Origin of the sequence: Sphingopyxis terrae subsp. terrae NBRC 15098 (assembly GCF_001598815.1) — a bacterium.
In the GTDB taxonomy this organism is placed as follows: Bacteria; Pseudomonadota; Alphaproteobacteria; order Sphingomonadales; family Sphingomonadaceae; genus Sphingopyxis; species Sphingopyxis terrae.
The window spans coordinates 1-20,272 of record NZ_BCZQ01000037.1 but is presented as its reverse complement, the minus strand read 5'-3'; the positions used below and the strand labels follow the sequence as shown (position 1 = coordinate 20,272).

General features: G+C 65.0%; 22 protein-coding genes. 3 read left to right on the top strand and 19 right to left on the bottom strand.

What is annotated here, in order from left to right:
* Positions 1–65: 65 nt before the first annotated feature.
* Positions 66–1,232, top strand: a complete 1,167-nt coding sequence (locus STE01S_RS17950) for an ATP-binding protein (RefSeq protein ID WP_062770267.1) — start codon at positions 66–68, stop codon at positions 1,230–1,232.
* Between the two features lie 11 nt (positions 1,233–1,243).
* Here the strand turns inward: STE01S_RS17950 and STE01S_RS17945 are convergent, their stop codons facing one another.
* The 7 genes from STE01S_RS17945 to STE01S_RS17915 all read right to left on the bottom strand — a co-directional run bounded on the left by STE01S_RS17945 (position 1,244) and on the right by STE01S_RS17915 (position 8,625).
* Positions 1,244–1,828, bottom strand: coding sequence for a thioredoxin domain-containing protein (locus STE01S_RS17945; RefSeq protein ID WP_062770264.1), 585 nt, complete (start codon positions 1,826–1,828; stop codon positions 1,244–1,246).
* Positions 1,825–2,712, bottom strand: a complete 888-nt coding sequence (locus STE01S_RS17940) for a conjugal transfer protein TraF (protein WP_062770255.1) — start codon at positions 2,710–2,712, stop codon at positions 1,825–1,827. Before STE01S_RS17940 ends, STE01S_RS17945 begins: the two co-directional genes overlap by 4 nt.
* Positions 2,712–3,311: a S26 family signal peptidase gene (locus STE01S_RS17935; RefSeq protein WP_062770252.1), complete on the bottom strand. Its 600-nt coding sequence runs from the start codon at positions 3,309–3,311 to the stop codon at positions 2,712–2,714. The genes STE01S_RS17940 and STE01S_RS17935 overlap by 1 nt, the downstream gene beginning before the upstream one ends.
* A complete protein-coding gene (locus STE01S_RS17930; protein WP_232003477.1) occupies positions 3,283–4,014 on the bottom strand; it encodes a type-F conjugative transfer system pilin assembly protein TrbC in 732 nt (243 codons plus the stop codon). Before STE01S_RS17930 ends, STE01S_RS17935 begins: the two co-directional genes overlap by 29 nt.
* Positions 4,015–4,147: 133 nt before the next feature.
* Positions 4,148–5,263 (bottom strand): conjugal transfer protein TraN, encoded by a 1,116-nt coding sequence (traN, locus tag STE01S_RS17925; protein ID WP_062770246.1) that lies wholly within the window; start codon positions 5,261–5,263, stop codon positions 4,148–4,150.
* Positions 5,260–7,203, bottom strand: coding sequence for a hypothetical protein (locus STE01S_RS17920; protein ID WP_255266015.1), 1,944 nt, complete (start codon positions 7,201–7,203; stop codon positions 5,260–5,262). The genes traN and STE01S_RS17920 overlap by 4 nt, the downstream gene beginning before the upstream one ends.
* A 342-nt stretch (positions 7,204–7,545) precedes the next feature.
* The gene (locus STE01S_RS17915) at positions 7,546–8,625 is read right to left on the bottom strand and encodes a TraU family protein (protein ID WP_082813418.1); all 1,080 of its coding nucleotides are present in this window, start codon (positions 8,623–8,625) and stop codon (positions 7,546–7,548) included.
* A gap of 260 nt (positions 8,626–8,885) precedes the next feature.
* Between STE01S_RS17915 and STE01S_RS17910 the strand changes: the two genes are divergently transcribed.
* Positions 8,886–9,482 carry an SRPBCC domain-containing protein gene (locus STE01S_RS17910; protein ID WP_062770243.1) on the top strand — a complete coding sequence of 199 codons (597 nt, stop codon included), beginning with the start codon at positions 8,886–8,888 and terminating at the stop codon, positions 9,480–9,482.
* A 217-nt stretch (positions 9,483–9,699) separates the two neighbouring features.
* Here STE01S_RS17910 and STE01S_RS17905 read toward each other — a convergent pair whose 3' ends face one another.
* The 12 genes from STE01S_RS17905 to STE01S_RS17850 form a co-directional block, all read right to left on the bottom strand.
* Positions 9,700–10,302 carry a hypothetical protein gene (locus STE01S_RS17905; protein ID WP_062770330.1) on the bottom strand — a complete coding sequence of 201 codons (603 nt, stop codon included), beginning with the start codon at positions 10,300–10,302 and terminating at the stop codon, positions 9,700–9,702.
* Positions 10,303–10,339: 37 nt separating this feature from the next.
* Positions 10,340–10,576, bottom strand: a complete 237-nt coding sequence (locus tag STE01S_RS17900) for a hypothetical protein (RefSeq protein ID WP_162928323.1) — start codon at positions 10,574–10,576, stop codon at positions 10,340–10,342.
* Positions 10,573–10,902, bottom strand: coding sequence for a hypothetical protein (locus STE01S_RS17895; RefSeq protein ID WP_062770237.1), 330 nt, complete (start codon positions 10,900–10,902; stop codon positions 10,573–10,575). The genes STE01S_RS17900 and STE01S_RS17895 overlap by 4 nt, the downstream gene beginning before the upstream one ends.
* Positions 10,899–13,433 carry a TraC family protein gene (locus STE01S_RS17890; RefSeq protein WP_062770234.1) on the bottom strand — a complete coding sequence of 845 codons (2,535 nt, stop codon included), beginning with the start codon at positions 13,431–13,433 and terminating at the stop codon, positions 10,899–10,901. Before STE01S_RS17890 ends, STE01S_RS17895 begins: the two co-directional genes overlap by 4 nt.
* Entirely contained in the window at positions 13,430–14,038 is a 609-nt protein-coding gene (locus STE01S_RS17885) for a TraV family lipoprotein (protein ID WP_246553339.1), read from the bottom strand. Before STE01S_RS17885 ends, STE01S_RS17890 begins: the two co-directional genes overlap by 4 nt.
* Positions 14,039–14,362: 324 nt before the next feature.
* Positions 14,363–15,172 carry a DNA-methyltransferase gene (locus STE01S_RS17880; RefSeq protein ID WP_082813417.1) on the bottom strand — a complete coding sequence of 270 codons (810 nt, stop codon included), beginning with the start codon at positions 15,170–15,172 and terminating at the stop codon, positions 14,363–14,365.
* Positions 15,105–16,406, bottom strand: coding sequence for a TraB/VirB10 family protein (locus STE01S_RS17875; protein WP_082813416.1), 1,302 nt, complete (start codon positions 16,404–16,406; stop codon positions 15,105–15,107). The genes STE01S_RS17880 and STE01S_RS17875 overlap by 68 nt, the downstream gene beginning before the upstream one ends.
* Positions 16,403–17,167, bottom strand: a complete 765-nt coding sequence (locus STE01S_RS17870; protein WP_062770228.1) for a type-F conjugative transfer system secretin TraK — start codon at positions 17,165–17,167, stop codon at positions 16,403–16,405. Before STE01S_RS17870 ends, STE01S_RS17875 begins: the two co-directional genes overlap by 4 nt.
* Positions 17,151–17,786, bottom strand: coding sequence for a TraE/TraK family type IV conjugative transfer system protein (locus STE01S_RS17865; RefSeq protein WP_062770225.1), 636 nt, complete (start codon positions 17,784–17,786; stop codon positions 17,151–17,153). The genes STE01S_RS17870 and STE01S_RS17865 overlap by 17 nt, the downstream gene beginning before the upstream one ends.
* Positions 17,787–17,794: 8 nt before the next feature.
* Entirely contained in the window at positions 17,795–18,061 is a 267-nt protein-coding gene (locus STE01S_RS17860) for a type IV conjugative transfer system protein TraL (RefSeq protein WP_054588706.1), read from the bottom strand.
* Positions 18,062–18,196: 135 nt separating this feature from the next.
* Positions 18,197–18,511: a hypothetical protein gene (locus STE01S_RS20150; protein WP_062770222.1), complete on the bottom strand. Its 315-nt coding sequence runs from the start codon at positions 18,509–18,511 to the stop codon at positions 18,197–18,199.
* A gap of 184 nt (positions 18,512–18,695) precedes the next feature.
* On the bottom strand, positions 18,696–19,379 hold the full coding sequence (locus STE01S_RS17850; RefSeq protein ID WP_246553357.1) for a DsbC family protein: 684 nt from the start codon (positions 19,377–19,379) through the stop codon (positions 18,696–18,698).
* Positions 19,380–19,852: 473 nt separating this feature from the next.
* On the opposite strand from STE01S_RS17850, the gene STE01S_RS20145 reads away from it, so the two are divergent.
* Positions 19,853–20,218: a helix-turn-helix domain-containing protein gene (locus tag STE01S_RS20145; RefSeq protein ID WP_120694225.1), complete on the top strand. Its 366-nt coding sequence runs from the start codon at positions 19,853–19,855 to the stop codon at positions 20,216–20,218.
* Positions 20,219–20,272: the final 54 nt, after the last annotated feature.

The following is a 20,272-nucleotide window of genomic DNA, read 5'->3' as shown; positions in this document are numbered from 1 at the left end:
GCCATGATCAGCATGTTATGCAAATTAACCTTGCAAAACTGGAATAGAACTCCATAAATGCAAGGATGATTGATCGCCGTATCTCGACGGAACTGGCGGAAAGGTTGGCCGAAGTGCCAGCTGTTGCGCTCATCGGCCCAAGACAGGTCGGCAAGACCACGCTCGCGGTTGAAATCGGCGAATCCAGACCCTCGATCTACCTCGACCTCGAGTCCGATGCGGATCGCGCCAAGCTGGCGGAACCCGAACTTTATCTTGCCGGACATGCGGACAAGCTGGTCATCCTCGACGAAGTCCATCGTTTGCCGGGACTGTTCCAGATCTTGCGCGGGCTGATCGACGCCGGTCGGCGTAGAGGCCAAAGGACAGGCCGCTTCCTGCTCCTCGGCTCGGCATCGATCGATCTTCTGCGCCAGTCGGGAGAGAGTCTCGCCGGACGTATCAGCTACCTCGAAATGCGTCCGCTCGACGGGCTTGAAGTCGGCGATGATCAAATTGACCGGCTTTGGGTACGCGGCGGATTTCCCGATAGCTTCCTTGCGGCGAGCGATCGGGCAAGCCAGCGATGGCGGCAGGATTTTATCCGCACCTATCTCGAACGCGATATTCCAATGTTCGGTCCCCGCATCGCGGCCGAGACACTCCGCCGTTTCTGGACGATGCTCGCACATCATCAATCCGGCCTTCTCAATGCGGCCGAATTTGCCCGGAGCCTCGGCGTCGACGGCAAGACGGTCGCTGGATATCTCGATCTTCTGGTCGATCTTCTCTTGGTCCGACGTCTCGAGCCGTGGCACAGCAACGCAGGCAAGCGTCTCGTCAAATCGCCGCGCATTTATGTCCGCGACAGCGGACTCGTTCACACACTGCTTGGGCTTTCGTCCTACGAAGATATTCTCGGCCATCCCATCGCGGGGGCAAGTTGGGAAGGTTTCGTCATCGAAACGCTGACCGCCGCTGCCCCGGAGGGGACGAAAGCCAATTTCTATCGGACGGCGGCGGGCGCGGAAATCGATTTGCTGCTGACGCTTCCTGGCGGCGAGCTTTGGGCAATCGAGATTAAGAGGAGCCTGCAACCCAAGCTTGAACGCGGCTTTCATCATGCCTGCGACGATCTCTCGCCCGCGAAGCGATTGCTGATCTATCCCGGCCGCGAGCGCTACCCGCTTGCCGATGGCGTCGAAGTGATGCCGGTTGTGGTCGCCGGTCATGCACTTCTCGCGGAGGTATAGGCGGGCAGTGTTCATGGCTTGGCACTGCGCTGCGATGGCGCTCCCGGACTGTTCCCGACGATCCCCGTAAACTTGGAAAGCGCACGCACGCCGACAGCGGGTTTCACCCCAGTCAGCATCTTGGCGGACAGATAAAGATTGCGCGCGAGGTTCGGACTATGGTCGGTGCCGACCGCGATCGGGATGATACGGTTCGCGTCCTTCACCGGGCGTACCCAGGCTACGGGATGCCCGACCCAGGGGAGGCCGACCCGACCCGAGCGCAGCATCGCTTCGTCGGCGCCGAGCGCCCGAACCCGCCAGCCATAACGGCGTCCGAGGTCTTGGAGCTTCGGCCAGAGGTCGGCGCAGGGGAGGCAGCCCGGCGCCGTGCTCATCTCGACGATGAAGGCGCCGCCCGCGCCGCGCAACTCCTCGGCGAAGTTAGGCGGAAAGGACCGCGTTACCGGAACGCGCGCGAGCCAGACGTTCATCTCGGCCGCGCTCGCAACCGGGTGGATCGCGGCGCGCGCCGCCTGCTCGCGCGAAGGGGACTGCGCGAGCGCCGGCAAGGCGAGGCCGACGCAGAGCAGCGAGAGGAGGGCGCGCGCCTTCATGGCCGAGGTTCAAGGCTCGAGGTGACGAGATCGCCGCCGAGTACGCGGGGATCGGTCGCAGAGACCGGCCCCGCCGACAGGGCATCGAAGAAGCCGTCCTCTTCGCCCGCGCCGGTCAGGAATTGCTCGGGCCGGATATCGCCGAGCAGCAGCCGCACCGCCTGGTAAGCGGTCTGCGAAAGGTTCGGATAGGATTCGACGCCGCTCGCGATCACCATGCGCTGGGCGCTGCCGCGGCGGATCACCATCGTCGTCGGCGTGATCTCGACCCCGAACCGCGTGGCGAGTTCGGGCCGCTGGTCGATGTCCATCAGCGTGACCTGCCAACCGGTTTCCTCGCGGAAGCGCTCGATGATCGGCCACTGCACGCGGCAGTATCCGCAGCTCGAGCGCGAGAACATCACGAGCGCGAACTGCCCGGCCTGGCCGCGAAGATAGTGCCGCCGGACCTGCTCCTTCTCGGCCCCCATCGTGGCACGCGCGTCCCCGACCATCGGGTTGGCGGACTTGGCGCTGAGTTCGGGGTGATGAAGCATCGCGACCTGGGTGACGCCGGCGAAGGCGCGGGCCTTTCGCCTCGCAAAGTCCTGCAAGCGCCAGAAATCGGCGACGGCATCGATCGTGAGCACGGTCGCGGCATAGTCGCGCTGCGCCTCGATCAGCTTGCGGATCTTCGGCGGCGTTAGGCGCGCAAGCTCTGCCATCGGCGGAATCCGGGGCTTCGCCAGCGCTTCGGGGTCCGCATCGTCATCCTTAGGCGGCGGGGCCTGATACCACCAATAGCCTTGCTTGGGTTCGGGCTGAGCCGTGCGGGAAAGCTGAGCCGCAGCGGGCACCGCAACGCCGACGGCCAGCGCGACGAGCGAGAGCAGGGAAGCGCGCATCACAACAACTTCTCCATCCGCTTGAGCTCGCCGATCGGCACCGGGCCATAATAGCGGCTGTCGAACCCGCTCGGATGGTGCGAGCCGACATAGATGGTGCCGGGCAGGATCAGCCCGTTGTCGGGACGCCAATGCTCGAGCCGCTGGCCGTTTCGCCCGAACGGTTTGCTGATACCGAGCAGCTTGCCTTCGCAGAAATACCAGCCGTCGAGCGCATTGGGTTCGAAGGTCGAAGGCTTCTCGATCAGGCTGATGCGCTCGCCGGGAAAGCAGAGCGCGAACTTGGTGACATTGACAGGTTTTGGTCCCGCGAGCGGATGCGAGAGCGTGAACATGACGAGGTCGCCTTTCGCGATCGGCCCCGGCGCGGCGCGCACGGCCCAGGCGTCGATCGACGGCGACATGACCCAAGTGACCTGTGCCATCGCCCAGCAGGCGAAAAGGCCCGAGGGAATGACGATCGCGCAGGCCTTCCATAGCCGGTTCGGGCGCGCGGGCTGCCCAAGCCCTTCACTGCCGAGCGCGACCGCCGCGCGGCGCGGCAGTCCTTTCAGCGCGATGGCAAGTCGCTTACCGAGCTTCCAGGCGTGACTGAGCATCGCGCACCTCCTCCTTTCCGCCGAGGCGGGCAATTTCTTCGAGCAGGCCGGAGAGCGCTGCGTCACCGTAAACGACATGGGAAGCGCGCGGACTCTCGTCCTCGCGCTCGCAATAGGGGAGCGCCGGATCGCCCGGGATCATCGCGAGCGCAGGCACGCGGGCGACGCCGTGCTGGCGGAAGACCAGCGGGTCGACGATCACCTGGATGTCGCGCATCACGCAGGCCGGGCCTTCGCAGCCCGGATCGAGCCGCAGCATCTCGGCGGTGAGCTTCGCCATCGGCGCCACCTTGGTCATCCCGCCCGGCATGCCGCGAAATGCGATCACGCCGCGCGCCTTCTCAACCTGCGCGGCATAGGTTCTGAGCGTTGCCGTCGGCATCGACGAGGAGACGAACAGCACGGGCACCCAGCCCTTGGTCGCTTGCGCCGGCCCCGCATCGGCGATGGCCTTCATGTCGGGCGCTTCGAGGCCGAGCGCCTGGCCGAGCCGCTTCGCCATCGCCTCGCGCTCGGCAGCGAAGCGATCCTTGCCGGCCTTGAGCGCGTCGCGCGCACGTGATTCCATTGCAGGAGACTTGGAGTGGCCGCGCAGGGCTTCGAAGGCGCGGCGGCGCTCGGCTTCGGTCGGCTCCGGCAGCTCCGATGGAGCGTGGACAGGCTCGACTTTTGGCCGCGAGATTGCGCCGCGCAGCCGTTCCATCGCGGCATTGCCTTCGCGTTCGATCTCACTGCGCGCCGACGAGGGCTCTTCGGTCCCCGGCGACACCTGCGCTGTCCCGGCGCTGGGCATCCCCGCCCATCCGGCGAGCGCGATCAGCGCGGCAAGGCGCGGCCTAGCGGCCGATGGCCTGCGTATAGGCATCGATGCGATCCTTCATGTCGATCTGGATGTCGGCTTGCGCGCGGGCCTCGATCTCGTTGTAATATTCGGACAGGTCCATCCGGCTGAAGTCGAGCGCCTGGAATTCCTCGGGCGTGAACCCCCGGCAGTTCGGCGTCTTCACCGGCCCCCAGCCATCGGCAAAGGACTTGAGTTGCGGACGGCCCTGTTCCTGGATGATGCGGCCGAGCTTGGTGTTGAAGCAGCAATGGCTGCGCGATTTCTGGACGCAGATGCCGAGGATCTTCGACGAGCAATAGCTGCCGATCTCGACGCACATGCCCGAGCCGCGCAGCATGCCGACTTCCATATCTTGCTGGTCGCAGGAGGTGAGCAGGAAATCGATCATCACGTTGATCGCGAGGCTGATCGCGATCGAGGTCGGATCGATGCCGACGATGATCGCATTGGCGCCCGCGCTCGCCGCCTGGCTCGCTGTCGCCCCGGCTTGGAAGGCGGCATAGGCGGCCTTGGCGCCGGTGAACACGCCCTTGGCGATCGCGATCTTGGTCTGGGTCGATGCGAGCGACGAGCCCATGCCGTCCTTGACGATCTTGCCCTTGTCCTTGCAGCAGCTCTGGAAGCCGGTCTTGAGCCCGGCGGGGCGGCAGCGCAGCGCGCGGCCCGCGAAGATCTCGATATTGCCGAGGCAATTGCCATCGGCATCGACCGGCCCATCGGCGGGCGCGCCGGGATCGTCGATAACGGGCTCATCCTCGATCGGGTTCGCGGCGGTATCGATACAGCTATGCGGCGAGCAGGCCGGAACGCCGCCGCTCGTCGGCGTCTCGCAGCCATATTGGGGTCCAAGCGGGCACGACCAGCCGCCGCCGGGCTCGGCTGCGCACCAGGCGCGCTCGAGCGGACATTGCCATCCGCCGTTTGCTGTTCCGGTGCAGCTTGCTGTTTCGCCGGGGCCGTCGGCCTCGCCGCTGCCGTCGAGATCGGCGGCGCAAATCTGCTGGGCGTGCGCTGGCGCGGCCGCGAGCGCGCTGCCGATAGCCAGCCCCAGGACTAGCAAAAGGATCAGCGCGGCCCGGTGCGGCCAAGGGATGTCGCGCCAGCTCATCGCGCCGTCGCCGTGCAGGCGAGATCGGCGCCGGCGAGCCGGACCGTCTGCATCACCACCACCGCTTCGGGGAAATCGTCGAGACAGCCGCAGGGGCTGACGATCGTCTCGCCGGGACCCGCCGGGCAGACATTGTCGGCGCGGCAGACATGATAGAAGGTGTCGAACCCGGTCGGGTTCGTCTGCCTGGCGCCGACGACGCCATCGGGCGCGGCGTCTGCGTTCGCCTTGGGCGCCCGCGTCTTGCAGATCGCCTCGCAGGCGGGCACCGAGCCGCGGTCGGGGAGCGCGAACGGCCGCGTCAACGACGCCATGCCGCCGTCGGCGGTGCGCACGCGGTCGGCGAGCATCGTCTCGGTCGAATGGTCGATGATCCACGCGCCGCGCCTGAGATCGGGCTCGGGCATGGAGCCCGTGTCGACGACGCATTTATAGCTGCGCTCGCGGCGGAAGAAGTCGCGGGTGAGTTGGATGGTGCACGACCCGGTGCCGAACAGGCGGGTTTGGGTGAGGGGTCTCAGGCCGGTGCTGATGCCATTGCGGAAGGTCTGGACGCCGTCGACATTTTCGCTGTCGAGGCGGCACTTCGTATCGCCGCCTGTGCCCGCGCACAGGTCGACGAGCCGCTCGCTGGGCTCGCAGCCGGGCGAGACGCGGATCTCGACATCGACGAGACCCCATTGGGTCGTGAGCGGCGCGCCGCCGCCCCCGCCCCGCACGCGCGCCGATACGGTTGCGGGACCTGCCCGGAGGTCGGCCGTGAAATCATAAGGCGTATAGTTGCGCGCCGCGCCGCCGTCGGTGCGGCAATCGCCAGAAGGCAATCCAGTGGTCAGCCAGGGGCGCGGTCCGGCCGAGCTGACGATGCGGCCGTTGACGCGGCCCTGGACCCAGTCGTCGGCGCCCATCTCGACGATCTGTGCGGATATAAGCTTCGCGGGGTCGCTGACTTCGAAGCGCGCGGTGAAGATTGGCGGCGATCCGCTGCAATCGCCGTCGCCGATGATGCGATAGCGGCGACATCCCTCGCCGCAGTCGCGAACCGAATAAATGGAGCCCGACGCGGAGACGATATCGTCGTAACCGAGCGGCAGGAAGGTCACTTCGCGCTCGATCGCGCAGGCCCGGACCTGCTCGGCACGGCCCGTGCCGGCAGGTGAGCCAGCGAGCGACTGGAACAGGCTGTTCGACCGCGATGCGGCAAAAGCGTCGCCCTGGATTGCGGTCGGGTTCGCGCGATAGGCCGTCTGGGGCAGGGCGGGATCGGGGCTGCACGCGGTCGATTGCGCGCCGACATATTGAATGACGGGACCGTTCACCCGTGCGTCGGCGACACCGTTGCGCGGATCGTGGCTCGACAGCGCGCCGACCGCACCGCCGCCAAGATCTTTCAGCACCGACGGCAGATTGCCCATGACGAGGTTCGCGCCGCAACTGTTGTTGACGCAATAGCAGCCGGCGAGCGCAGGCATCTCGACTTCGGCGAGCTTGAGGTCGCCGCTGCTGTCGACATCCCATTGGAAGCTGCGGCAGTCGCTCCAGCTCCCGGGGCGGCAGGAGATCACGCCGTTGGCGCAAATCCCCGACACCGGCACGGGCAAGGTCGTCACGCTATCGAATTGGCCGTCGATATCCTTGTCGCGCGCGATGCGGACGGTAGTGATATCGCCGCCCGCGCCAGGCTGGATCAGGATTTCAAGGAAGTTCGCCGTCTTCTGGCAGGCGAGGTTCGGCGTGAAGCTCTTGCTCTTGTCGACCGTCGCGATGGACTGCCCGGCGAGGCCGGGGCTGATGTAATTTTCGAGGATGGCTTCGCTGTCGCTGCTCTTGGAGCGCGAGGCCTCGGCCGCGGTGCGCGCACGGTCCTCGATCGTCTGGGCCAGCGCCACGCCGGGGAGCGCGGCCGAGATAGGCAACAGGGCAAGAAACCGCGGGGTCACGAGCGATTCCCGTCGATGGTGCGCGAGCCATGGGCCACGCGAAACAGGTCTCCCGCCCGGAAATCATCGCATCCGGGCGGGAGGAGCCGAAACGCCGCCTGGCCTTCGAAGACGGTGAGCACGGCCTTCACCTGCGAACGCAGCGGGGTTGAGGCACAGCTTTCCGCCGTCCGAGGTTCGGTGGCCGCCTCGGCTGAAGGTGGAGCGGCGCCCAAGGAGAGGGGGCAGGGCGCCGCCCCCGCCTCGCGCGCCTGCCGGCAGCCACCAGGGCTGTGGCGGGCAGACCGGGCCGATTCCGGGCTGCGCGCAAGGCGATCGGTATGCGCCGGAACCGGCGCCGCATCAGGGCGTCGAGATGCCAGCACAGCAAATCGCTTTCTCGAAGAGCATGAACTGGGCGTTGTCCTTGCCGGGCGCATGCTTGCCCGAGGTCCAGAGTGCGCCCGGGCGGCCGATGTTGACGCACTTGCCGCCCTTCACCGGCTCCATCAGTTGGAGCTTGTATCGGCTCTTGGTCCAGATGGGCTGCGGCTTGAACGAGCAGCCGTCCGCCGAATGAATAGTGAGCGCGCCCATGCGGCCCATCATGAAGGTGCCGCGCGCGGCCAGCCCTGCCCAGGCCTCGACCCGGTCGCCCATGTGGATGTCGCCGGCGACTGGATAGGTCGAGCCCCAGCTTCCCATGCACCAGAAGAGCGGATCGACGACCTTGCCGGCGGCGGCGGCCGCGCTGTCTGCCATGCAAGCGAGACCCGCCGCGGGGTTACCGAAGAGGATGCCTTCGGGCTGGATGATCGCACCCAATGTTCCCGACTGCCAGGTCGGCATAACCTCGGTCATCAGCGCAACGTCGAACCCGTCATCTTCGAGGCAAGGAAGGTCCGTGAACATGTCGAGCATCTTCCAGACCGGCGCCTGGTAATAATGCATCTGTGCAAACAGCTTGGTCGTGTTGGTGCCATCCGAGATCGACGACTGACTGCCCTGCAGGCGCCCGCCGGTCGGCATGATGTCCAGCCCAAGCGCCATCATGCAGCCGGGCTCGGTCACGACGTCGATCATCCGGTTGGGCGTCCAGAAGCTCACCTTCACGCCGAACCAGAAACTCGCGCCCTTGCGGCAGGCGCAAAGCGGCCTGGAGGCCGACTGGGCGTCGAGCGCCTTGTCGAGCTTGTCATAGCTGCCGACGCGCACGCCGCCGATCGTGATCGGGAAGATGCAGTTCCAGCGTACCTTGGTGATCGGGTTGAAGATCGCGTCCGAGGGGCATTTGGAGGCGTGGACGGGCGCTGCAGGTAACGCGATTCCGGCGAGGAGCGCGGCGGCAAGCGCGGCGAACTTCAACCGTCTCGCCCGCTTCGCGCTCGCGCCGCGCGGCTCGGTGCCGGACGGCGCGTCGAAAGGGACGGAGCGAGCGAGCATAGAATCTCCGTTGCGCCGCTCGGGGCGCGTGAAGGTCAGCGAAAGATGGAAAGGCGGTGTTCGATCCTGCGATCTGCCGGTATCTCGGCCCTATCCGCGGGCAGGAATGCAGGTCTGAACGCCCCGCAACAACGGGTGGGGCGCGAACGTGCCGACGAGAGGCGCGGCTGTTCCGCATTTGCCGGCGGAGGCTTCGGGAATCCCCGCGAACTATCCGGACTAATGACGAGTGACGATCCGCTCGAACTGGCGCCTCAGCGGTGATCACCCAGCGCGCATCGATCGTCGGCGGCCTGGAAGCCGCGTCGCTCTGGTTAGTATTTCACGAGATTGGCGTGCCGGCGCAGGAATGTCTTGTTCTCGCGGCTGTCGTCGCAATAGGTGGGAAGGTCATGACCTTCCCGGCGACTCACAAGAACTCCCGCGTCATCCTCGCGAAGCCGCGCGCGATATTTCGCACGATGCTCGACCCTGAGACGATTCCGGCGTGGCGCCTGCCGAGCGGCGTGACGGCCCAGATCGAACATTTCGACTCTCGCCCGGGCGGGGCTTACCGCATCGCATTTCAGCAATCGCGGGAGGGGCCAGAGGAGAGCGAATCGAGCAAGGTTGCCGGTGTCGTCGACGGCAGGTTCGCGGAAATTCTTCCCGACGAGCGGATCGTCGAGAGCGTCCGCTTCGACATCGCAAACCCTCCCTCGCAGGGAGAATTGTCGATCACGACCATACTCGAGCAAGTCAAAGACGGGACAAAGGTTACGATAGCGGCGGCGGATGTTCCGTCCGGGATCAGCGAAGGCGATTGTCGCGCCGGGATGGATATGATGCTCAAGAAGCTCGCCAACTTCGTCGAATAACGATCAAAAAAATGACACCCACCCGGCCGAAGCCGAATGGGTGTCAAGATGAAGATCCCTGTCCTCGTTGCCGAGGGAGAGCTCTCCTGGGTCGCAGTGCCGGGTTATGCGCTCTGTTCGATTCGGGATTGGATGAAAGCGCCAAAAGGCCAGGACGCGAAAGATTGTTCCGCTCTGGGCAGCGAGCAATGGCCAATCGTTGCGAAGGGCGCGCGGTCTATTTAATCGGACGTCGACGTTCGATCTCGAACTCCTGCAGTTCGAGCTTCTGCCCAACCTGCTCCACGATGACGGGCGCGACGGTCAGTCCGAGCCGATCCCTGATACGCTCTTCGAGGATGAAAAGCGGTCGTCCCACCTTCTCACCGAGCGCGATCGGATCGGTCGATGCTGTCTCTCCCCCGGCCAGCAATATCCAGTCGATCGGACGGGCTTGCATGATCGCCCAGCCAATATCACGCGGATGCACGACCACGAGCCGCTGCGGCAACGATACATAGGCAAGGGGATTGAAGGTGTAGCCCTTCGGGTAGAGCAGCTTGCCATCGGGCAAGCGAATTTCGAAATCGAGCGTATGAAAGGGGATGACGGTGCGCCGCCGATCCACCGCCGCGACGCCGAGGGCCGCGGATTTCATAGCGCTCCAGCCTTCTCGTGGCCCGAACCGCTCGGCGATACTCGGCGGCTGCCGCGCCGCGCGCGCCTCAATCTCGGCGAGGGCGTCGGGCTCGGCAATCGGCCAGGTCCGGCCAATGATCGACGTCTGACCATGCGCTGACGCGCCTATGAAGACGGCGGCGGCGACAAGCCCTATCGACATCCCGAACTGCAAGGCCGCGAGCCGGATACGCTGGGCGTCATGGTCCACCGCGATTTCTCCACCTGTCCTTCGGATCGACCGCGCTTTCGCCGATGACCGCGCCGATGAAGCAGCCTAGGGTCAGCAGACCGAGGAGGATGATCAGCGACCGAGGGGAAGGCATGTTCGCAGGCGCAACCAGCAGGATTGCGGCCTGCACCACGCCGAAGAGGAGCCCTGAGACCACGAGCCGGATCACGCCGGGCGACGGCGCATTGGAGAAGATGCCGTTCACCGCTGCCGACGCCCGCGCCACCGGATCATCAACCCGCTCGCGACGTTCGACAGCCAGATCAGCAGCATCCCGCTTGCGAAGCAGGCGATGCCGACCGTCACGGATGCCTGGACGACGATGTCCGTCGGCTGTTCGACAAGCAGGCCGGCGATCAGCACCAGTCCCGACATCATCACCGTCTCGATCGCGACAAGGCGGAAGCGCCAATAGAAGGCACGACGCTCGGCCTCCGCCGCGACAGCTGCCTCGAAGCGCATGCGGTCGGACGGCAGCATGGCGGCCAGATCGAGCCGAAGCTGGTCCGCGTTAGCCGCGCGCCGCGTCATGGCAGGTGCTCATGCGCGGTGGCTGGCAACGACCGCTCGCCGAGAATCTCGCGCGGGTCCACGCCCGCCAGTTCGCACACGGCTTCGAGCGGCGAACGACCGCTGCGTACCAGCGCCTCGAAAGCCGCCACATCCTCGGGCGCCGACGTGTTGATCCAGTACGAGAAGGGATCGACAACGATGCGAGCGATGCCGAGCCCGAGCGGACTGTCGATGAAGACCTCGCTGTAGTTCGGCTTGTTGTTGCGAACCGACTTCAGGAGGTCGAGAACGAACCCCGAATAATCGAGGATCTTGTTTTCGACCGCCTTGTCGTAGGTCGATCCCTGCAACAGGAACCGGGTGGCGGCATTTTCGAGGATCACCTGGCCGATGCCCCCGAACAGCAGAAGGTCGTTCATGCTCTGGAGAATGATACCGAAACTGCCCCGATATTTGCGCGCGCGGCGATAGCCCTGGGCGATGGCTTCGGCGAGGCGGGACAAATCCTGGCCCGGGTTGTTGGGCATGAACTGCGCGGTTTCGTCGCAGATCACGAATCGCGGGCGATCGCGGGCCGAGAGGTAGAGCTCTTGCGTCACCGCGTTGATCACGACCATCACGACCACGTTGAACAGGTCGGGTATGGCTTTCAGGCGTTCGAGTTCGAGCACGACGAACTCGTCCGAGCTGATGTCGAAGGTCGACGGCCCATTGAAGAAATGCCCATAGGCTCCGTCCGACCCAAAATCGCGCAGGTTGAACGCGAGTTCGCGGGCGACTGGCTTCAGATGGTCGACGCGGTCGAGGTCGGCTGCGGCAAATTGCGGATAGGCGCCGAGCCACGCACGGACGGAATCGATGCCTTCGTCGGCATGGCCCTCGTCGATCGTCCACTGGACCGCCGATTTGATAAGGTTCCATTCCGAGGTCGAGACACCCTTGCGCGTCGCGGCATTCGCCATCTCGGCGACGATCGCGACCGCCATCGCGATCGCCGACTGCTTGTCCTCGCCGTCGAGCGCAAGCCCGAGATCGAAGGGGTTGAGAACGAGCCGTTCCTCACCGACGTCGATATAACGGCCCGAACAGAGGGTGCAGAGCTTGCGGTAGCTGCCGCCGATATCGATGATGCGGATCAGCGCGTTCTGCGCGAAATATTGGCGGCAAAGGTCATTGAGCAGGAAGCTCTTGCCGGCGCCGCTTTCGGCCGCGACGATGAAATTATAATTGTTGATGCGCGGGTCGAAGAGATCGAGCGTGATGAGCTGGCCCTTGCGTCCGGTGTAGAGCAGGGCAGGGCGGCCGCCGCCGCGGAAATCGGTCTGGATCGGCGCCATCAGGGCAGTCGCCTTCACCGGCATCTTGAAATCGCGCTCGAGCATCCTGATCGTCCGGCGTTCGGGATAGAGGCCGAACGGCAGGCTCGCGGTGAGCAGGATGGGATTGAGGTAGGATTCTTCCTGCACCATCCAGGGGAGCGGCTCGCTTTCCCAGAGGCGCTTCGCGCGCGCGGCCATCTCGCGCGCCTGGTGGCGGTCGCGGCCGAACACCCAGACGCAGGGCATCACCGAGACGAAGCGGCTGTTGCCTGCCTCGTCGAGTACCCAGCCGATCTCCTCGATCTGCTTGCCGACCTCGACCGCGAAGCTTCCCGCGGCTTTCTGCGCCGAGAGGATCTGCGCGCGCTTGTGAATCTCGAACTGCGAATGGTCGAAGAGGATGTTGAGGCAATAGAGGAAGGGCCCGCCGATCTGGTCGCTGTCCTCGGCACTCCCCCGCATCCCGCCTGTCAACCGGTTGGCGCGCTCCGCGGTGACGCGCCGCGCCGGTGCTTTCGGCGTCAGGCAGCGCGCGACCTGGTTGCCGAGAAAGACTTCCGGACCATCGAACGCGAGATCGGGGCCGGCATCGATGATCTGCTTGCGGATCGGCGGCGCCGCGTGGGCGGCTGCAGCCGTGGCGTAGACGCCGGGCGCGGCGTCGAAGACGCCATTGAAGATGCGCCGATAGAAGGCGACCATTTCTTCGGGCTCGAGGCGGCGGATACCGAGCTTGGCAAGCTGCTCCTCGATCTGGCGGCGAAGGTCGCTGTGCATCGGCGCGCGCGTCTTGACGGCAAGCAAGGTCCGGAAATCGCGCACGGGGATGCCGTGAAGCGCGGCGAGACCATTTCGCCCTTCGTTGAGATAGGCATGGGTTCGCCGCGCCGAAGCCTGGATCAGCGGATCGGGCCGCGTCTTGAGATCGAGATATTGGTCGAGCGCGGGCGCGATCAGCGGGTCGGCGAAGCTGATGAGCTGGACGACGCTGTTCTCGGGGAACTGGATATTGAGCAGACCGAGAAGGGCTTGGTGGACATGCGCGAACATATAGGCCGCGGGCGTCAGTTCCCAGGCATAGCCCCAGCCGTCGTCGATGCAGAGAAAGGCTTCCTCTTCCTCCACCCACGCTACGAGCGGCAGGAAGTCCGAATAACGGTCGCGCGCGACGCCGCGATGGAGGTCGGCAAAGGTGAGGCCGCCGCCCGTTCGCGTCCCGGGCGCCTTCACGGGCGCAGCTCGGCGGGCAGCGATATCGTTGGGGCTGGCTCGGTCCCGGGCGTCTCGCGCACCTGTTCGAGCACCGGCGCGCGCGTAGCGGCCGAGACGGGCGGGACAAGATAGCCGCCGACCACCCAGGAGGGGGTTTCGAGGACCGAGTAGACGAAGCGCGGCATGTAGAGCCGGTCGGGCCGATTGCGATCAGCATAGGGGAGGATCAGCGTCCGCACGGCCTGGGCGGGCCGCAGCATCGGCGTATCGGGTGCGTCGATAAGTCCCTGGAGCTCGCGATAGACGCTGTCGCGATAGCTACCGTAGGCGCCGGTGTCGCCGCGGCCGCGGCCTACCGCGCCGCGCGAGTTCGTTTTGAGCAGAGCTTTGTCGCGGGTGACCGGCGGGTCCGAGTGCGACGCGTGGCCCAGCGCCGCATCTTCATAGGCCTTCTCGGGGTGGATGCATTGGCCGTGATCGTCGTTCTTGCAGCTGAACTTCTCACTGTAGGGCGACATCGCCGATCCGAGCGCCGTGCAGCCCGACAGCAACGTGGGGATGACAGCGAGGGATGACAGCCATGCTTTGCGAATGGGGCGATCGTGTGGGCGGCAATGCATCATGAGTCCTCCTTTGCGCCGGTGGCGCGGGGTGAGAGCGGCCGTGCGAGGGTCGACCAATCATTGTGGATTGGATGCTCGCGAACCGGGGTTAGTAATCTTTGGATGGCCGCGTTTCCGGGTCGCGAACAAGGGCAGGGGCAGGAACCTGCCGGTCGGAGGCAGCGTCGTGCTTCCCTTCCGTCGGCCGAAACTAACCGGTCAGAATTTCTTCTGTTCGCACTTGCAGCATGAAATGAGGATACCCATATCCCTGATGCCTTTCAGGCATCCTCTCCCAAAACTTCGCAGGGTCGGCGTGAGCCGGCCCTTCTTTTTGCTGCCGGCTTAGGAGGGACGGTTATGCAGTGCGTTCAATCGCGCCCGCGCCTTTGCAGCCATGAGCGGATCGACCTCGCAGCCGACATAGCGGCGCCCGGTCAACGCAGCCGCCTCGCCGGCGGCGCCGGAGCCGGCGAAGAAATCGCCGACGAGACCGCCAGTCGGACAGGAGGTGCGCATAAGGATCGCGAGCAACGCCACGGGCTTTTCGGTGCGATGGAGGCCGCTGCGCACGCTGTTTATCTCGATCACCGATTTCATGATCCGCGTGCCGTCGTCATGATAGGCGCCGCCGCCGATTGACCCGGTGTGTTTCGTCCGCGCTCGCCTCAGTTGAACCGATTTGTTTCGCGTTGTCGCTGGTACGCGCTGAACGTCGTTGTAGACGTCTCTCCAAAGCGCGTCGTGACGATAATATTGCACGATGATCTCGTGGACTCGTTTGAAGCGGTCGGCTGCAAATCCGGTTCCGTTGGCTTTGCGCCAGACGATGTCCTGGGCGTAACGCAACCCCACTGCTTCGAAACGGCCAGCGTCGGCGAGCAGATAGCGTAACGAACCGAAGACCCAAAGCGAGCCTACGGGCTTGAGCAATGCCGCGGCGAGCGCATGCCGGCCTTCGACACGCCTGTCCCAGCAGAGGGTAGTGATGCAATAAGGAGGACCGGCAATGATCAGGTCATAGGGACCATGGGCGGCCGCGATCTCGCGGCAGTCGCCGCAAAGGACGGCAGGGCAACCCGCCAAATCAGAATTTGCTTCCGGCCGTCGGCTTGATCTCGAGGGTAACGCCCTCCTGGATAACCACGACAACATCTTTCGCGGCGCCGACTTCGACGATCGGACCGGCCTGGCGCGCGAGATCGAGATAGAAATCCGTCAGCTTGTCCGACGACTTCGAAAGACCTCCGGCGATCCCAGCCTTGGCGGCGTCGCCCGCATCGAGCGTCCGCACCGACCCAAGCGCTGACGTCGAGACGTCGCCGATGGTGTTCTCGACCGTCTGGCTGATGCCGCTGATCGTGCCGGCCAGGAACGCGCGGGCAAGGCTCGCCCCGGCGCGCGTGACAACCTTGCCCGACAGCCCCTTCTTTCCGTCCGTGTCCACGAAGAATCCCTTGATCGGTTGGTCGACCACCGAGCGTTCGTCGAAATCGACGCAGGACAGCGAGACGAGCTGGACCTCGACCCGCTCTTTCGCGAGGCTGCCCGTCGCGTTGCCGATGACGAAGCATCCCGAGAGGTTTGCCTTCACATCATTGGGCAAGACCGCGGGCGCCTGGACGCGGGCAATCAGCGGCTCGGGGTTCGAAGTCGCATCGCGGCTCGCGAGCGCGTCGATCCCGGTCAGCAGCCTCGCCTTCATGAAACCAGGCGGCAAATAGATCGTCCGCGTCTTTTTTTTAGCGCTACCTGGCGCGGCCTTCCCGTCGGCCGCAGCGACCGCTCCTGGCGCCGACACGGCGGCACCGATCGCGCCGATCGTCTTTTCGACGGGTGGTGCGGGCGGGGCAGGGGGAGCGGCAGGCGGCATGGGCGGCGCCGGGATTTCGCCCGCCATGCCTTCGGCTTCGCCGGGCGCCGGCGGGTAATCGGGAATGGCGCCGGGCAGCGCGGGCGGCAGCCCCGGATCGCCATCGGGAGACGAGGCGGGTTTGCTGCCGGGGATGACCTTGCCTTCCTCAATCGCCGCGACGCGCTCGCCGAGCAGCGACTGGCCTTCGAGGATCTTCTGGAGGTCGCCGCGCAGCTTCACCTCGAGGCTGTCGCCGCGGAGCCCCGCACCCATGTCGAGCTTGGTCGCCGCGGGGGCTTCGGGCTTGCTGTCATCACCGCCCGTGCTGGCGGTGTAGAGGCCGGTGCCGAGCAGCGCGACGACGCCGGCGACGCCGAGCTGCTTGGCGCGTAGCTTCTGCTTCGAGTTCATCCTCGCCCAGCGCTCCTTGAGCGCGAGCAGGGCTGGGCCACGCTCGGGCCGCGCGGATTCAGGTGGTAGCGGCTGGCCAATCTCGCCGAGGTCGAGCGCCTCCTGTTCGGGGGCGGCGGTCATTGTCCATCTCCGCGCCGGATGACGACCAGCCGGGCGCTCTCGCCAGCTTTGAGGGAAAGCCGGTCGAGCGTCACCGCAAAGATGTCGGAGCCGAGCGCACGGTCGAGGAACTGCCGTTCCTCCAGAGCCGCATCGCTGTCGCTGGTGATGCGATATTCGGAAGCCGAGAGGCCAGATCCTTCGATCTCTAGCTGGCGGCGTTCGGTGAGTGTCGCCGACGGCATAGCCTGGATCGTGATAAGGCCTGATCGCGGTGCGACTTCGGTGAAGCTCGCCGGCACGCGGTCCTGCAGCATGGCGAGGCTGATCGAGATGGCCCGCTCTTCCTCGACCAGTGGGCCGAGCAAATCCTCGTTGGCCCGCGCGCGTTGCGGACGACCGGGTACGAGAGTCACGGTCTGGGCCGGGATATCCGACGGCTCGGCGTGAAGCGGATAGATGGCGCCATTGCAGGAGATGAAGAACTCGCTCGGTGTCGTCACATAGGTGCGGGTGACCGCCCCCATGTCGTCGATCTCTTTGACGAGGAACTTGATCCAGGCGTCCGAGCCAGCGCGCTCGACGGCGATAGCCTTCTCGGCCGAGAACTTCACATCCTCGATCTCGCCGCCGACGCAGACGATATGATTGACGTCGCGGTTCGAGAGCCGGATCGTGCTGACCTGATCGGGTAACGCGGTAATCGCCTGCGCGAATGCGGAAGTCGGCAGCAGCGACGCGGCGCAAATGAGCGCCACGCCCGTCCTAGCGAGCCTGGACATCAAAACTCTCCTCGGTGAGCGAGACCAGCCAGAAGCGGCCGTTCTCGATGGCGTAGCGAATGCGAAGGTTGCCGCGGAATTTGCGGATGACGCCGCCGATGACCCGCACCTTCTCGATGGGGACGAGGATGTCGCGGTCGGTCCACTGGACTGGCTGGTCGGGGCGGATATAGGTTGCGATCGACAGCGTCGGGTTGCCGGCAAGCTCGTCGAGGATGCTGTTCAGGCTGTCGCGCATGCTGTTGTAGGCCGACGGATGGACGATCGAGAGCAGTTCCTGGAACTGCCGATCGGCCGAATAGGCCGAATAGGTTCCGGCAAGCGCGACGATGTTGCGCGTGATCGTGCGGATATAGGCGGCTGACGGTTTCGAGCCCGTCACATAGAGATCGCCACCGGCGCCGAACGGCACGACCACGGTGCGCTGCTTCTGGTCGGAGCTGTAGATGACAGCGCCGAGCACCGCGGTGATGCCGAACAGCCCGACGATCGCGAACTTGAGCAGCCGGTTCTCCTCGAACAGGTTCGACGAGCCTTGGACATAACGGTGGATGCCGAAGCTCGCCGGCTTGCCAACCAGCGGGTCGACGGGAGCGGTTTTGCGGGAACGCGAAAACATGGGCGCCCTCATTCGTAGAAGCGGGTCTGAGTCGGACCCGGATAATGACGGAAGCGCAGCATTCCCCATCGCCACGCGAGATGCGCGAGGAAGCCGCGCGGCTGCGCGCGCTTCCACGGCAGGAAAAGGAGAAGGGCCGCGATGAACGCCCAGCCGACCAGACCGCCGACGATGACGGCGACGAAGATGGTCGTGACCACCAGCACGAACTCGTCCGATCCGAACCAGAGGATCTGGACCGGCTTGTGCAGATACTGGGGCAGGCGTTCGTCCATCGACCCTTCTCCTCCTGCTTCACAACCCCGCGTCCGCAGGCGCTGGCCACGGGGCTTTTTCCGGGAGCCATCCTCCCGGTGACCGGATTGCAAGCGAACGGTGGAACCGGAACGATCGCCTGCAATCCGATGCCGTCAGATCACCATGCCAAAGGTCTGGAGGATCGAGTCCGCCTTGATCAGGCAGACCGCCGCCACGATCGTCGGGATGCCGATCATGATGTTGGAAAATAGCCGCGACACGCCGAACAGGAAGGCGGCGACGCCGCCGACGAAGCCGAGCGGGCCCTTGACCCCCTGGTTCACGACGATGTCGTAGATGTCGTAACCGAGGTCGCCGGCGACCGGCGCGGTGAACGCATGCGCGCTCGCGGCGATGATCGACAGCAGCAGCACCGGGATGCCGATGTTGGCGACCGAGAGCGCATTGTTTCGGAGATTTTTGATCACATTACTCACTTTCTCAAAAGTCGGGCTGTCCGCTGACCTGCCTGCCGGCATCGACGAGTATCGCTGTCGGCCGACGACTGCGCTGGACGGCCCGATGGGGGCGCCGCCGCCGGCATTCCGGTGCGCCCGGGCAGGGAGCGATGATGCTCCCGGTGCTCGGGCGTCCGCCAAAAAGGGGAAGGCGTCAGCGAGGCGCATGGGCGGTCTTCGCTGAAGAGAGGAACGCCTCGATCTCGGCTTGCTGGAAGCCGGAGATCAGCTTGCCGCCGGCGATCAGTGTCGGCGTGCCGGTGATACCGGCCGAGCCGACAATCCGCGCGTGGGCCTCGACCTTGGTGCGGCCCTCGGCGCAAGTTCGGAGCACCGCGGGCGCGGCGCCGGCGTAGATAGACTTGAATGCAGCCTCCTTGTCCGATGAGCAGAGAATATGCTCGGCCTTCGCGGCCGCCTCGGGATGGATGCCGCTGACGAAGAAGACCAGGCGTCGGACCGGCTTGCCTTCCGCTGCTTTCGCCGCCCAATAGCGGTCGAGCGCGCGGCAATAGGGGCAATCGGGATCGGTGAACTCGATGATGGTCGGCGCGTTCTCGGGGCCGACAGCGAATGCGACCGCAGTGTCGATCGCCTTCAGTCGCTTCGCCGCCCCGGCCTCCTGCGCAAGCGCCGTCAGGTTGACGCCGTTCTTGTCGAAGATCGACGCGAACAGCAGATGCTCGCTCTCGGGGGCATAGTACACGATGCGGCCACCGGCACTTGCCTGGTAGAGCGGTCCTTTCACCGGTGCCGGCCCGAAGTCCTCGAACTGGAGATTGGTGAAGGTCTGGTGGAGCTGTTGCTCCGCGTCGGCAGCAGCTTTTGCCAGTGCCATCCTCTCGCCGATTTCCTGGGAATTGGCGGCGGGGCTGATGCTGAACAACGCCGCAATCAGCGGAAGGCTTGCGACGGACAAAAGGCGCGAAGAGCAATCATCGGCAAAATTGCGTAGCATGTGTCCTCCTCAGCGCGGAGTGCGCCATTCGACATTGACCGGGGCGGAGACTGGGCATGAAGACATCATTGCGCCCTGACCGCTGTTCATGTGGAGGGTGGATCGCGGTTACGGCGCGGCGGGACAAGGCAGGGGGCACCGTGCTGCCCATAGCAGGCAGGAGAGTGCAAAGCGGGTCCGCCGATGAGCGCGCCATTTCTAAACGGAGCGGGATCCGGGTGATCCCAATCTGGCGACAAGCTGAACGAAACTTTCGGTTTGCAAGCAGTTCCCGTTGCCCGGCTCACGATGGCCGATCAGCATTGCACCTGCCGAACGCAGTCAATGCTTGGCCATTTCGGGCAGGAATTAAAATGACAATCGTAACCACCAGTCACGATGCATTGCTGGCGCAACTGAAGGAATCTTCAGGTCGACGGATTGAGGGAGAACGACGACGTCAATTCCTCTCGCAACGACAGTTCGCAGCGCGGGTCGGTATTAGCATTCGGTGGCTGCGCGAAATTGAGAGTGGCAATCCGGCCGTGAAGTTGGAGGATCACTTACGCTGCGGGGCGGCGCTGGGTCTCGCGCCAAGCCACATTTTTTTCCCACTGCTTTTTCACGCGCACGGCAAGCCTTTGTCGGCTGATCCGCCACATCACAATCAGGCTGATCTCGAGTATCGCTGTATCCGTCTGATCGCGCGGCACACACAGGGAAGGCGAACAACACCTTGACAGGACTAATTACCCACGGGTTGCTTTCATTTGAAGGTACGCCCCCAACGGTTT

Coding starts and splice junctions, on each gene's coding strand:
- STE01S_RS17950 (WP_062770267.1), top strand. CDS start 66: ATGATTGATCGCCGTATCTCGACGGAACTGGCGGAAAGGTTGGCCGAA.
- STE01S_RS17945 (WP_062770264.1), bottom strand. CDS start 1,828: ATGAAGGCGCGCGCCCTCCTCTCGCTGCTCTGCGTCGGCCTCGCCTTG.
- STE01S_RS17940 (WP_062770255.1), bottom strand. CDS start 2,712: ATGCGCGCTTCCCTGCTCTCGCTCGTCGCGCTGGCCGTCGGCGTTGCG.
- STE01S_RS17935 (WP_062770252.1), bottom strand. CDS start 3,311: ATGCTCAGTCACGCCTGGAAGCTCGGTAAGCGACTTGCCATCGCGCTG.
- STE01S_RS17930 (WP_232003477.1), bottom strand. CDS start 4,014: ATGGAACGGCTGCGCGGCGCAATCTCGCGGCCAAAAGTCGAGCCTGTC.
- traN (WP_062770246.1), bottom strand. CDS start 5,263: ATGAGCTGGCGCGACATCCCTTGGCCGCACCGGGCCGCGCTGATCCTT.
- STE01S_RS17915 (WP_082813418.1), bottom strand. CDS start 8,625: ATGCTCGCTCGCTCCGTCCCTTTCGACGCGCCGTCCGGCACCGAGCCG.
- STE01S_RS17905 (WP_062770330.1), bottom strand. CDS start 10,302: ATGTCGATAGGGCTTGTCGCCGCCGCCGTCTTCATAGGCGCGTCAGCG.
- STE01S_RS17895 (WP_062770237.1), bottom strand. CDS start 10,902: ATGACGCGGCGCGCGGCTAACGCGGACCAGCTTCGGCTCGATCTGGCC.
- STE01S_RS17885 (WP_246553339.1), bottom strand. CDS start 14,038: ATGATGCATTGCCGCCCACACGATCGCCCCATTCGCAAAGCATGGCTG.
- STE01S_RS17880 (WP_082813417.1), bottom strand. CDS start 15,172: ATGTTGTCGTGGTTATCCAGGAGGGCGTTACCCTCGAGATCAAGCCGA.
- STE01S_RS17875 (WP_082813416.1), bottom strand. CDS start 16,406: ATGACCGCCGCCCCCGAACAGGAGGCGCTCGACCTCGGCGAGATTGGC.
- STE01S_RS17870 (WP_062770228.1), bottom strand. CDS start 17,167: ATGTCCAGGCTCGCTAGGACGGGCGTGGCGCTCATTTGCGCCGCGTCG.
- STE01S_RS17865 (WP_062770225.1), bottom strand. CDS start 17,786: ATGTTTTCGCGTTCCCGCAAAACCGCTCCCGTCGACCCGCTGGTTGGC.
- STE01S_RS17860 (WP_054588706.1), bottom strand. CDS start 18,061: ATGGACGAACGCCTGCCCCAGTATCTGCACAAGCCGGTCCAGATCCTC.
- STE01S_RS17850 (WP_246553357.1), bottom strand. CDS start 19,379: ATGGCACTGGCAAAAGCTGCTGCCGACGCGGAGCAACAGCTCCACCAG.
- STE01S_RS20145 (WP_120694225.1), top strand. CDS start 19,853: ATGACAATCGTAACCACCAGTCACGATGCATTGCTGGCGCAACTGAAG.